The organism is Gryllotalpicola ginsengisoli DSM 22003 (assembly GCF_000419445.1).
Classification (GTDB): Bacteria; Actinomycetota; Actinomycetes; order Actinomycetales; family Microbacteriaceae; genus Gryllotalpicola; species Gryllotalpicola ginsengisoli.
On the sequence record NZ_AULK01000003.1, the window covers coordinates 198,730 to 211,326 of the forward strand.

The following is a 12,597-nucleotide window of genomic DNA, read 5'->3' on the forward strand; positions in this document are numbered from 1 at the left end:
GCCCCCCGGCACCCCCGGCACCCCCGGCACTCCCTGCACCGACCGCGCCCACCGCGCCGCGGCTACTTGATCGCGCCCAGCGACAGCCCTTGCACGAGCTTGTCCTGCGCGGCGAAGCCGGCGACCAGCACCGGCAGCGAGATCGCGATCGAAGCGGCGCACACCTTCGACAGGAACAGCCCCTCCGAGGTCACGAACGAGGTGAGGAACACGGGCGCGGTGTACGACGTCGTGCTCGTGAGCACGCTGGCGAACAGCAGCTCGTTCCAGCTGAAGATGAAGCAGATCAGTGCCGTGGCGATGATGCCGGGCGAGGCGAGCGGGATGATGATGCGCCGGAAGGTGAGCAGCAGCCCGGCGCCGTCGACCTGCGCCGCCTCGATGACCTCGAGCGGCACCTCGGCGAAGAACGACCGCATCATCCAGACCGCGATGGGCAGGTTCATCGCCGTGTACAGGATCACCATCAGCCCCACGGTGTCGAGCAGGCCCAGCGTCTTCGCGATCAGGTACAGCGGTAGCAGGCCGGCGACCATCGGCAGCATCTTCGTGGTGAGGAAGAAGAACAGCACGTCCGACCACTTCTTCACCGGCCTGATCGCCAGCGCGTATGCGGCGGGGATCGACAGCACCAGCACGAGCAGCGTCGAGCCGATGCTCATCATCGCCGAGTTGATCAGCGGCGGCCACGGGCTCGCGCCGCTCGAGGCGCCGAAGAAGTTGGCGTAGGAGCTGAGCGTCAACGGCGCGAAGAGGCTCGGCGGGTTCGTGGCGGCGTTGCTCTCCGAGTGCAGCGAGGTCAGCAGCATCCACACGATCGGCCCGAAGAAGATGAGGCCGACCACCCACGCGACGATGCCGAGCACGACGGTGCGCCGCCGCTCCCGACCGCGCAGCGAGACCGATGAGACGGGGGCAGAGCGGATGCGGCGAGCATCCGTGCTCTCGATGGCGGCGGTCATCTCGACTCCTCTCGCAGCAGCGACGAGACCGTGCGCAGCACGAACGTCGCCAGGATCATCGAGCCGATCACGACGACGACCCCGGCGGCGGAGGCCTGCCCGTAGTCATGCGCCTCGAAGAACGTCTGATAGATGGTGTACGGCAGGTTCGCGGTGCCGAGCCCGCCCGAGGTGATGGTGAACACGGCGTCGAAGTTCTGCACGATGTAGATGCAGCCGAGCAGCGCCGCCAGCTCGAGGTACTGGCGCAGATGCGGCAGGGTCATGTGCCGGAACACCTGCCACTCGGTGGCGCCGTCGATGCGCGCGGCCTCGATCACGTCGAGCGGCCGGCTCTGCAGGCCGGCGAGCAGGATCAGCATCATGAACGGCGTCCACTGCCAGATCAGCGCCGCGTCGACCGCGCCGAGCGGGTGGGCGCTGACCCAGTCCGGCTGGGGAGCGCTGTCGGCCTTGCCGAAGAGACCCCAGATCCAGGTCAGCGTGCCGTTCAGCAGTCCGTACGACGGGTTGAAGATGGCGTGCTTCCACACCAGGGCCGCGGCGACCGGCACGATCAGGAACGGCGCGATCATGATCGTGCGCACGAAGCCGCGCCCCCAGAACCTGCGGTCGAGCAGCACGGCCACGAGCAGCCCGATGACGAGGCTGATCAGCACCACACCGACCGTGAGGAACACGGTGGTGAGCACCGACTTGAGCATCGACGAGTCGGTGAACACGGCGGCGTAGTTCGAGAACCAGTCGAACCCGATGTCGTTCGGGTACAGCGCGTTCCAGTGGATGAACGAGATGACGAGCGTGGCGACGAACGGCAGCTGCGTGATGATGATCATGAAGATCAGCGCCGGCAGCAGGGGCGCCCGCCTGGCCCAGGCGGACGCCCTGCTGAGGGTCTGCTGCGCCGCGCTCTCGGTGACCGCGGTGGACATTACTTGTACTTGTCCCCGACCTTCTGCGCCTCGGACTGGACGGCTTTCAGCGCGGCGCTCACGCTGGTCTTGCCGGCGATCGCATCACTGAACTCCTGTGAGGCATCGGTGCCGAGGTTCGCGAACTCGGGGATGGCGACGAACTGGATGCCCGGAGCCGGCCGCTTCTGCACGCCCGGGTTCGTCGGGTCGGCGGAGTTGATGGCGTCCTGCACCTGCTTGTAGAAGGCCCCGGCGTCCTTCTGGTAGTCCGGGTTCTCATACAGAGAGGTGCGGGTTCCGGGCGGCACCTGGGCCCAGCCGTACTTCTTGGCGACGAGGTTCGCGTAGTCCGGACCGGAGGCCCATTCGATGAACTTCTCAGCGTCCGACTGGTTCTTGCTCGCCTTCTCGATGCCCCACGCCCACGAGTACAGCCAGCCCGAGCTCTTGGTCTGGTCGACCGGCGCGGCCGCGTAGCCGATCTTGCCCTTGACGGGCGAATCGGATGCTTCCAGCGAGCCTGCCGCGGCGGTGGCGTCGTACCACATGGCGGCCTTGCCCTGGGTCATGTCGTTGAGGCACTCGGTGTACCCGGCCTGCGCCGCGCCCTTCTCGCCGTCCTTCTTCACCAGGTCGATGTAGAAGTTCGCGGCCTTGGTGAAGCCGGCGCCGGTGACCTGCGCGTTCCAGTCGTCATCGAACCAAGTGCCGCCCATCGTGTTGACCACCGTGGTGAGCGGGGCGATCATCTGGCCCCAGCCCGGCTGTCCGCGCAGGCAGATGCCCGCCATGCCCGGCTCCGCGTTGTTCAGCTTGTCGGCGAGAGCGGCCACCTGTTCCCAGGTCGGGTTGGCCGGCATGGTCAGGCCTTCCTTCTGGAAGATGTCTTTGCGGTAGTAGAGCATCGACGACTCGCCGTAGAACGGTTCGGCGTAGATCTTCCCGTCGGAACCGGTGAGCGCGTCCTGGATCGGCTGCAGGATGTCGTCCTGCTTGAATGACGCGTCCTTGGCCACGTTGTCGTCCAGCGACAGGAGCCATCCGTTCTTCGAGTAGAACGGCACCTCGTAGTTGCTGATCGTGGCGACGTCGTACTGTCCGGCCTGTGCCGAGAACTCCTGGCTCGCCTTCGCGCGCAGGTCGTCTTCGGGCAACACCGTGTAGTCGACCTTGATGCCGGTCTGTTTGGTGAAGTTGTCGGCGGTGAGCTTCTGCAGGTCGACCATCTGCGGGTTGTTCACCATCAGCACCTTGAGCGTTCCGCCCGAGGCGTTGGTGCTTCCGCCGCCGGCGCCACTGCAGCCGGCTAGGGCGATCGCGGCCGTGGCGGCCATGGCGATCCCCGTGATCGCCGTGGCCAGGTGTCTCCTCGTCATCGTGGGCACCGTTGTCCTCTCGTGGGTCTGCGCGAAGAGGGCAGGGCCGCAGGTGCTGTGAACGCCCACTTCGCTGTGTTCTCGTTCCGATCGCGCGAATTCGATCTCGCGCAGCGACAACATAGTCACGCGAACTCACGGATTGCAAGCAAAACGGGCACGCCTCCACAAGAATTCTTGCCAACCCGGGCAATACCGGGCATAGTTGTGCTGCCCCGGCACCGATTCGGGCACGTCGATGACGACGAGAAGACGAGAGAGGTTCCCATGGTTCGTCTGTCCGCTGCCGCGCTCTCCGCCTCACCTGCGGAGCTCACCCCCGAAGTGGGCGTGCCCGGCTACGACCGGTCGCAGCTGAAGGCCGGCATCGTGCACTTCGGCGTCGGCGGCTTCCACCGCGCGCATCAGGCGATGTACGTCGACCGGTTGATGAATGCCGGCGACGCGGCCGAGTGGGGCATCTGCGGTGTGGGCGTGCTCGAGTTCGATGCGCGGATGAAGCAGGTCATGGACGAACAGGACTGCCTGTACACGCTCGTGCTCAAGCACCCGGACGGCACCCTCGAGCCGCGCATCATCGGCTCGCTCATCCAATACCTGTACGCGCCCGACGACCCGCAGGCGGTCGTCGAGAAGCTCGCGTCCCCCGACACCCGCATCGTGTCGCTCACGATCACCGAGGGCGGCTACAACTTCGACCAGATCACAGGCGAGTTCATGGCCGACACCCCGGCGGTCGCGGCGGATCTTCGGCCGGGCGCCGTGCCGACCACCGTGTTCGGACTCGTCACGGCGGGCCTCGCGCTGCGCCGCGCGCGCGGCCTGAAGCCTTTCACCGTCATGTCATGCGACAACATCCCCGGCAACGGCCGCGTCGCGCGCAAGATGTTCACCGCCTTCGCGCGCCTCAAGGACCCGGGCCTCGCCGACTGGATGGACGCCGAGGTGCACTTCCCCAACTCGATGGTCGACCGCATCACCCCGGCGACGACCGATGCCGACCGGGAGCTCGTGCGCGAGAACTGGGGCATCGACGACGGCTGGCCCGTCGTGGCCGAGCCGTTCGAGCAGTGGGTGCTCGAGGACGATTTCGGACTCGGCCGGCCGCCCTACGAGCAGGCCGGCGTGCAGGTCGTCGACGACGTCGAACCGTACGAACAGATGAAGCTCCGGCTGCTCAACGTCGGCCACCAGGCCATCGCCTACTTCGGCTCCCTGGCCGGCTACCGCTATGCCCACGAGGCCGCGCACGACCCGCTGCTCGTCGGGCTGCTGCGCAGGTACTGGCAGCGCGAGGGGCGACCCACGCTGGCACCCGTCCCCGGCGTCGACCTCGACGCGTACACCGATGAACTGGTCGCCCGGTTCGGCAATGAGCACGTGCGCGACACGCTCGCGCGGCTGGCGGCGGAGTCATCCGATCGCATCCCGAAGTGGCTCGTGCCGGTGATCCGCGACCGGCTGGCCGCGGGCGGCGAGGTCGACGCCTCGGCCGCGATCGTCGCCAGCTGGGCGCGGTACGCCGAGGGCGTGGATGAGGCGGGCGAGCCGATCACGCTCGTCGATCGGCTGGCGCACTCGCGGCACGAGGCGGCGCTGGCCCAGGCATCCGACCCGCTCGCCTTCTTGCGCGACGCGAGCCTCTTCGGCGACCTCGACGCGCATCCCGCCTTCACCGAGCCGTACCTGCGCACGTTGCGCGTGCTGCACGAGGGCGGCGCCCGCGCCGCTCTGGAAGACCTTCTCGCGCGCCCCTGACCGGGTGGCTTCCCGGTCGGCGCGGCTCGCCTACGCGAGCACGAGCTCGACGCCTGCGCCGCGCAACTCGTCGGCGTGCTCCTCGCTCACCCCGTCGTCGGTGATGAACAGCTCGAAGTCGTCGAGGTCGGCGAAGCGCACGAACGAATCCGCTCCCACCTTGGAGTGGTCGGCGATGAGGATGCTGCGCCGGGACTGCTTCATCGCCGCCGACTTCACCTCCGCGATCGCGGCGTCGGGCACGGTCGCGCCGCGCTTCACCGAGATGCCGTTGGCGCCGATGATGGCGAGGTCGAGCACCATCGTCTCCAGCATCTCCACGGCCCAGAAGTCCACGGCGCCGAGCGTCTTGGCGCGCACCCGCCCCCCGAGCGAGATCACCTCGACGTTGGGCCGGCCGGCGAGCGACGACGCGATGGCCAGCGAGTTGCTGACGACGGTGAGCGGGCTCGTCGGCCTGATGCGATCGGCCAGCAGCTGGAAGATCGTGCCCTCGTCGACGTAGATCGCCTCCGCGTTCTCGAGGTGCGCGATGGTCGCCTCGGCGATGCGCGACTTCTCCTCGATCATCCGCTCGCTGCGCGTCGCGAGATCGGATTCGAAGCCGAGCCGCTCCACGGGCACCGCCCCGCCGTGCACGCGCCGGATGAGCCCCGCCCGCTCCAGCGTGTTGAGGTCGCGTCGCACGGTCTCGGCCGACACCTTGAGCAGCTTCGACAGCTCCGCCACGTCGGCGCGCCCGGTCTCGCGGGCGTGATCGACGATGACCTTGCGCCGTTCGATCGAGAAGAGCGACATGGCGGCAGTGTAGCGACCGTTCGGCAGGGCAACGTACCGAAACGGGCAAAAACGGGCAGCGGATGCGTCAGCCGACGGTGCTCTGCCTGATGACGCTGCCCGTGCCGTTCAGCAGCAGTTCGAGCGTCGTCGCCGCGCTGGTCTGCAGCGAGATGAGCTCGATCGGCTCGCGGATGCCGGCGAGCACCAGTTCCACCGGAAGCCCGGTCTTGAGCATCCGCACCCCCGGCAACTCGGCGACGGCCGCCAGCATCTGGGGCGTCTCGCGGCGGTGCGGCAGGTAGACCACTTCGCCCTCGCGCGCCCGCGCCGCCACCCAGCGCAGGTACGCGTCGGGGTCGAGGTGGCCGTCGGTGGGCAGCGCGCTGCCGAGCAGCACGCGGCCGCCGGGCAGGTCGAGCGGGTCGGTCGCCTGCCGGGTCCAGGCGAAGGAGTGACGGGTGACACGGATGCCTCGGCGCTCGAGCGCCGCCGTGCGCTGGTCGCCGAGGGGGAACACGGTGAAGATCTCGAGGGCCTCGCGGTCGGCGAGGGAGTGCAGCCGGTGCCGGGCGACGTCGCCGAGCAGGCGGTTCACGGCGCCCTCGCTGCGGCGCGGCCGGTGGAACGGGGTGCGACCGAGCAGCGCGTCGGCCAGGGCGAGCGTGTTGGCGCCGTCGTCGAGAAGGGTGACGTGCTGGGGCGGCAGGGCCGTCGTCACCGCGCGGAACTGACCGCTGAATCCGTCGCCGATCGCCCAGTCGCGGTCGCGGGCGAGCGTGCCCCACGGGATGCCGACGTACGGCACGATCTCGGCGAACGGGGCGCCGCGCCGCAGCAGCTCGGCGGCGGTGGTCTCCATCTGCGGCCCGGTCAGCCGCATCGCCACCCGGATGCGCCGGCCGGCCGCATGAGCGTATTCGGCGGCGCTCAGCAGCTGGAACGGCGACTCCACCCAGGCCGGCATGCGTCCGAGTCAAGACGGCGAAGGTGAACCGCAGTTGCCCCTGCGGTTAACCGCGGACGGTCGGTGCGCCCGAGGCGGCGCTCGCCGGAGCGCTGCGTGCTGCCCTCGGGCCGCACCGGGCGCTCGCGCTGCATGGGGTCTCGCGCGTGCGCTGTTCAAAACTCCGGTGATTCTTGTGGCGATCCCGGCGCCGACCGCGGGAAACCGCGGGAGCCGCGGTGCCAGGGCCGCAAATCACCGGAGTTTTGCGCGGAGGGGGCCGGCGCTCGCCCGGTAGCGGCGCAGCGACGGCACCGCGGCGGCGATCACGACGGCCAGTGCGGCCGAGACGGCGCCGCCGACGAACATCGAGAAGGCGGCGCTCGACGCGTCGGCGACGAGGCCGGCGCGGATGTCGCCGAGCTTCGGTCCGCCGGCTCCGACGAGGAAGTCGAGGGAGTTGACGCGCCCGCGGTACGCGTCAGGCGTCACCGACTGGATGATCGCGGAGCGGCTCACGACGGATGCCACATCGGCGGCGCCCGTGATCGCCAGCAGCACAAGCACCGCCGGCAGCCACGGCACGAGCCCGGCGCCGGCGATCGCCGCGCCCCACACTCCGCTCGCGACGATCATCACGACGCCCTGCCTGCGGGCGCTCGTGATGCGGCCGGAGAGGAACCCGGCGAGTACCCCGCCGAGGCCGAGCGCGGGCAGCAGCAGGCCGAGGGTGACCGGCGACCCGCCGAAGCGCTGCGAGTTCAACACCGGGAACAGTGCCACCGGCATCGCCAGCACCGTGGCGTTGAGGTCGGCCAGCAGCAGAGCCGCCACGATCGGGGTGCGCGCGACGAACCGCACGCCCGCGGCGATCTGGCGAGCCGCCGAGGCGGGCGCGTCGCCGCTCTCCGGCCGGCCGAGCCGGGGCAGCCCCCACACCCCGTATACCGACGCGAGGAAGCTCGCGGCATCGAACACCATGCACCAGGCCGGACCCCACGCGGCGAGCGCCAGGCCGGCGGCGAGCGGCCCGAGCAGCATGGTCACCTGACCGCTGGTGTGGTTGATCGCGTAGGCGGCGGCGCGCTGGTCGTCGTCGACGATGGAGGCGATGAAGGTCTGGGTCACCGGCTGGCCGATGGACGACAGCGCCGACTCCACGGCGATCAGCGCGAAGAGGGGCCACACGGCGTGGGCGGTGAGGATCACCAGCGCCGCGAGCACCGCGGCGGCGACGACCTGGGCGACGCGCACGGCGATGATCAGCCGGCGCCGGTCGTAGCGGTCGGCCCAGTGGCCGCCGAGCAGGGTGAACACGACCATCGGCACGAGCTGGGCGAGGCCGATGAGGCCGACGGCCGCGGCGCTGTGCGTGCGCTCCCAGACGACCCACGAGATGGTGAAGGCCGCCATCGTCGTGCCGAAGCCGGAGATGAAGTTGCCCGCCCACAGCCGGCGGAACGTGGGGCTCTGTCGCAGCGGCCGCACGTCGACGAGCAGGCCCGACAGGGCGCTCACCGCTGCTCGCCCGACTGCTCGTTCCGCGGCTCACCCGGCCGCTCGCCCGGCCGCTCGATGAGCTCCATCGCCCGGTCGGCGAACGGCTTCGCGTCGAGCGCGGCATGCAACTCCTCGGCCAGCTGCGACAGCGGGTACGGCGTCTCCTGCTCGAGCTGCGCGAGCGCCGCCTCGGTCGCCGTCCATTCGGCGCGCAGCAGTGGCACGATCGCCCGCCCCTTCTCGGTGAGGCTGACCAAGCGGTGCCGCGCATCGTCCGGCGAGGGCACGGATGCCACGAGCCCGGCGCTCCTCATCGCCGAGACGGTCTGGCTCATCGCCGAATGGCTGACTCCGCAGTCGTAGGCGAGCCGGCGGATCGTCATCGGCCCGTCGTCGAGGAACATCAGCGTCGCCGAGTAGCGCGGCCGCACGTCGGTCACACCGATGCGCTCGTACACCTCGGCGATCCCGGCATCGACGCGGCGGAACACCTCGTGGATGCGACGCCAGAGGCTCGGCAACTCGTAGCGGCGGGGCTCGGGCGAAGCATCCGTCGCGTCGTCGCCGTGCGCGTTCTCACTCGGTGTCTCACTCCGCGTCTCACCCGGTGTCACAGCGCTAATGTATAAGCGCTGTGACAATCTCGCAAGCCGCACGTGAGGCGCGCACGGCGTCGGTGTCGCTCAAAGGCCACGCATAGCGGTAGTTTGACGAGCATGTCTTTGGCAACGGAGCTGAACACGAGCCTGGGTCGCTCGATCTCGAACACGCTCAAGGGGTCCGCGGGGAATCTCGTCGAGTGGTACGACGTGTACGTCTACTCGACTTTCGCGAGCTACTTCGAAGACAAGTTCTTCGACCCCGCGGACAAGAACTCGACGATCTACGTGTGGGCGACCTTCGCGGTGACGTTCCTGATGCGCCCCGTCGGCTCGTGGTTCTTCGGCCGTTACGCGGATCGCTACGGGCGCCGCGCGGCGCTGACGCTGTCGGTGTCGATCATGGCGCTGTGCTCCATCGCCGTCGCGGTCATGCCGACGCGCTCCGTGTTCGGGGTGGGCGCGGCCGTCCTGCTGATCCTCGCGCGCCTCGTGCAGGGCTTCGCGACGGGCGGCGAGTACGGCACCAGCGCGACCTACATGTCCGAGGCGGCGTGGCACGGCAAGCGTGGCTTCCTCTCCTCGTTCCAGTACGTCACGCTCGTCGGCGGCCAGGTGATCGCCCAGCTGGTGCTGCTGATCATGCTGCTGACCATGGGCCACGACGCGATCGCCGCATGGGGCTGGCGGGTGGCCTTCGCCATCGGCGGCGTCGCGGCGATCGTCGTGTTCTGGATCCGCCGCACCATGGACGAGTCGCTCAGCTCCGCCGACATCCACGCCGCGAAGACCGGCGTGCTCGAGGCCAAGACGCACGGCTCGATCGTGGAGCTGTTCGGCCGGTACTGGCGCGAGGTGCTGCTCGTGATCTTCATCACGATGGGCGGCACGCTGACCTTCTACATCTACACGGTGGTCGGCCCCTCGATCGTGGCCGGGTCTGTGGGGGCCAGCTCGCCCGTGCTCGCCTCGACGATCAGCCTGATCGCTCTCGCGATCTACATGTGCCTGCAGCCCCTCGGCGGCTGGCTCGCCGACATCGTCGGGTACAAGAGCCAACTCGTGTTCTACGGTGTCGGCGCATTCGTGTTCACCTGGGTGTTCGTGCTCGTGCTGCCGAAGGCGAACGGATTCGCGGCCTTCGGCCTGCTGATCGTCGCCTTCCTCATCGAGACCGCATACACCTCGATCTCCGCGATCGTGAAGGCGCAGGTGTTCCCCGCGCACGTGCGCGCGATCGGCGTCGGCATCGCCTATGCCGTCGCCAACTCGCTCTTCGGCGGCACGGCGCCGCTGATCTACGCGGCCTTCACCGGCGCGAACAACGTGGCGGGCTTCATCATCTACGCGATGATCGTCATCGCCGCCTCGCTCGTGACCTACCTGTTCTTCCTGCACAACAAGGGCGCCAACTGGCTCGACGACCCGGAGGAGATGTTGCGTCGGCGCCAGGCGCGCTCCGGCTCGCTGGCGGCGTAGCGGCGGCGTTCCCGCTGCGGGCAGCGTGACTGAAGGCCGGGGCGAAACCGCGGCAGCGTTCACGCTGCGGGCAGCGTGACTGTGAACACAGTGCGCCCCGGCGCGCTCTCGAGGGCGACGGATCCGCCGTGCGCCTCGGCGATCGCCTTCACGATGGCGAGGCCCAGACCGGTCGAGCCGCCGTCCCGGTTGCGCGCCGAGTCGCCGCGCGCGAACCGCTCGAACACGGTGGGCTGCAGCTCCGCCGGAACGCCGGGCCCGTCGTCGGCCACGGTGAGCGTGCACGCGCCGGAGGCGGCGCGCAGCCCCACCCGCACGGACGTGCCCGGCGGGGTATGGGTCGACGCATTCGTCAGCAGGTTGCGCACGAGCCGGCGCAGCTGCGACTCGTCGCCGCGCACGACCACCGGTTCGGCGTCGAGATCGAGGGACCAGCTGTGATCGGATGCCGCCAGCCGGGCGTCCCCCGCCGCCTCGGCGACCACAAGCGAGAGGTTCACCTCGTCCCGGGCGGGCTGCGTCACCCCGGCCGCCGCCCCGGCGTCCAGCCGGGCGAGCAGCAGCAGCTGGTCCACCAGCTCGCCCATCCGCACCGACTCACGGTCGATGCGGGCGATGTTCCGCTCGAGGTCGTCGGGAAGCTCGGGGTGCTCGCGGGCCGACAGCTGCGCATATGCGCGCACGGTCGCGAGCGGTGTGCGCAGCTCGTGGCTCGCGTCCGCGACGAAGCGGCGCATCGTCTGCTCGCTGGCCTGGCGCACGGCGAGCGCGTCGCCGACGTGCTCGAGCAGCGCATTGAGGGCGTGACCGACCTGCCCGACCTCTTCGGTCGAGTCGAGGTCGGCCTCCTCGACCCGGGCGTCGAGGCGCACGTCGCCGCGATCCAGCTGCACGTCGGTGACGGATGCCGCGGTGGCCGCCACCCGCCGCAGCGGCCGCAGCGCGCGGCCGATGACGACTGCGCCGGCGACCGCGGCGACCACGGCGGAGGCCACCACGACGGCGCCGATCACCCACGCCAGACGCCACAGGATCGTGTACGCCGACCCGAGCGGCAGCGCGGTGATCACGGTGTCGCCGTCGACGTCGGTGACGCTGGCCGCCCGGTAGGGCCCGAGCTTCCCGCCGAGGTCGACCGTCTGCGGCTGGGCGCCCGGGCGCAGGGCCGCCAGCGCCTGCTTCGCGGCCTGCGACAGGGCGTGCCTGGTGCCGTCTTCGTCGACGAATCCGCTCACGATGAACTCGCCGTCGCTGTCCACGACCGCCACGACCGTGCGCGCCGACTGCCCGGGCACGCCGACGAACTCGGAGGTCGGCGGGTGCGGCGCGGGTGTGCTGCCCTCGGGGGCGTGCGGCAGCTGGCCGGTGTCGCGCTCGGTGCGGTTCGAGGCCGCGGTGAGCAGGTCGTCGACCTGGCCGACGAGGTAGCCGTGCAGCGCGAGCAGGGTGATGCCGCCGATCACGATGCTCGACGCGGCGACCAGCGCCGACGCGATCAGCACGATGCGCCAGCGCAGGCTGCGCAGGGGGCGGGAGATCACGTGTCGTCGGGCTCGCGGGTCTTGAGCGCGTAGCCGACGCCGCGCACGGTCTGGATGACGACGGCGCCGTCGGCGGCGAGCTTGCGGCGCAGGGTGGAGACGTACATCTCGACGAGATTGGATTCGGCGCCGAAGTCGTAGCCCCACACCGCGGTGAGCAGCTGCTCCCGGCGCAGCACCTTGCCCGCGTTGCGGGCGAAGAACCTGAGCACCTCGAACTCCGTCGCCGTCAGCTGCAGCGGCACCCCGGCCTGGGTGGCCATCCGGGCGTCCTCGTCGATCTCGAGGTCGGCCACGGTGAGCGGGCCGCGGCCCGAGGCATCCGTCATGCTCGGCGCCGTGCGCACGAGGGCGCGGGCGCGGGCGAGCAGCTCCGGCACGTCGAACGGCTTGGTGACGTAGTCGTCGCCTCCGGCCGTGAGGCCTTCGATGCGGTCCTGCTGGGTGTCGCGTGCGGTGAGGAAGAGCACCCGCACATCGTCGCGCACCTGCCGGATGCGGTCGAGCACCTCCAGGCCGTCGAGGTCGGGAAGCATGATGTCGAGCACGACCACGTCGGGCCCCCACTCGCGCACCGTCTGCGCGACCTCGCGGCCGCGGTGGGCGACGCGCACCTGCCAGCCGTCGCCGGTCAGCGCGAACGCGACGGCCTCGGCGAGCGGCACCTCGTCGTCGACGACGAGGGCGCGGGCGGGGGTGCCGTCGGCACGGCGCAGCGGGGGCAGGTCGAGAGCGGGCACGCGAC

The 12,597-nt window shown here is 70.1% G+C and carries 11 protein-coding genes; 2 read left to right on the forward strand and 9 right to left on the reverse strand.

Going from position 1 to position 12,597, the window contains the following annotated elements; all coding sequences use genetic code 11:
- Positions 1–62 precede the first annotated feature (62 nt).
- Genes H563_RS0107695 through H563_RS0107705 form a run of 3 tightly spaced genes read right to left on the reverse strand, consistent with a single transcriptional unit; the run spans position 63 to position 3,252 of the window.
- Positions 63–962, reverse strand: coding sequence for a carbohydrate ABC transporter permease (locus H563_RS0107695; RefSeq protein WP_022882022.1), 900 nt, complete (start codon positions 960–962; stop codon positions 63–65).
- Entirely contained in the window at positions 959–1,894 is a 936-nt protein-coding gene (locus tag H563_RS0107700) for a carbohydrate ABC transporter permease (protein ID WP_022882023.1), read from the reverse strand. Before H563_RS0107700 ends, H563_RS0107695 begins: the two co-directional genes overlap by 4 nt.
- Positions 1,894–3,252 carry an ABC transporter substrate-binding protein gene (locus tag H563_RS0107705; RefSeq protein WP_051142682.1) on the reverse strand — a complete coding sequence of 453 codons (1,359 nt, stop codon included), beginning with the start codon at positions 3,250–3,252 and terminating at the stop codon, positions 1,894–1,896. Before H563_RS0107705 ends, H563_RS0107700 begins: the two co-directional genes overlap by 1 nt.
- Before the next feature lie 267 nt (positions 3,253–3,519).
- Between H563_RS0107705 and H563_RS0107710 the strand changes: the two genes are divergently transcribed.
- Complete coding sequence (locus H563_RS0107710; protein WP_027479228.1) at positions 3,520–5,010, forward strand: mannitol dehydrogenase family protein; 1,491 nt, start codon at positions 3,520–3,522, stop codon at positions 5,008–5,010.
- A 30-nt stretch (positions 5,011–5,040) separates the two neighbouring features.
- Here H563_RS0107710 and H563_RS0107715 read toward each other — a convergent pair whose 3' ends face one another.
- The 4 genes from H563_RS0107715 to H563_RS0107730 all read right to left on the reverse strand — a co-directional run bounded on the left by H563_RS0107715 (position 5,041) and on the right by H563_RS0107730 (position 8,847).
- Positions 5,041–5,808 (reverse strand): DeoR/GlpR family DNA-binding transcription regulator, encoded by a 768-nt coding sequence (locus tag H563_RS0107715; protein ID WP_022882027.1) that lies wholly within the window; start codon positions 5,806–5,808, stop codon positions 5,041–5,043.
- A gap of 67 nt (positions 5,809–5,875) precedes the next feature.
- Positions 5,876–6,754, reverse strand: coding sequence for a hypothetical protein (locus H563_RS15620; RefSeq protein ID WP_022882028.1), 879 nt, complete (start codon positions 6,752–6,754; stop codon positions 5,876–5,878).
- 234 nt (positions 6,755–6,988) lie between these two features.
- Positions 6,989–8,251: an MFS transporter gene (locus tag H563_RS0107725; RefSeq protein ID WP_022882029.1), complete on the reverse strand. Its 1,263-nt coding sequence runs from the start codon at positions 8,249–8,251 to the stop codon at positions 6,989–6,991.
- Complete coding sequence (locus H563_RS0107730; protein WP_081416195.1) at positions 8,248–8,847, reverse strand: MarR family winged helix-turn-helix transcriptional regulator; 600 nt, start codon at positions 8,845–8,847, stop codon at positions 8,248–8,250. The genes H563_RS0107725 and H563_RS0107730 overlap by 4 nt, the downstream gene beginning before the upstream one ends.
- A gap of 102 nt (positions 8,848–8,949) precedes the next feature.
- Here H563_RS0107730 and H563_RS0107735 point away from each other — a divergent pair, with 102 nt between their 5' ends.
- Positions 8,950–10,311: an MFS transporter gene (locus tag H563_RS0107735; protein ID WP_027479229.1), complete on the forward strand. Its 1,362-nt coding sequence runs from the start codon at positions 8,950–8,952 to the stop codon at positions 10,309–10,311.
- Positions 10,312–10,370: 59 nt separating this feature from the next.
- On the opposite strand, the gene H563_RS0107740 is transcribed toward H563_RS0107735, so the two are convergent.
- On the reverse strand, positions 10,371–11,852 hold the full coding sequence (locus H563_RS0107740; RefSeq protein ID WP_022882032.1) for a sensor histidine kinase: 1,482 nt from the start codon (positions 11,850–11,852) through the stop codon (positions 10,371–10,373).
- Positions 11,849–12,592: a response regulator transcription factor gene (locus H563_RS0107745; RefSeq protein ID WP_022882033.1), complete on the reverse strand. Its 744-nt coding sequence runs from the start codon at positions 12,590–12,592 to the stop codon at positions 11,849–11,851. Before H563_RS0107745 ends, H563_RS0107740 begins: the two co-directional genes overlap by 4 nt.
- Positions 12,593–12,597 lie beyond the last annotated feature (5 nt).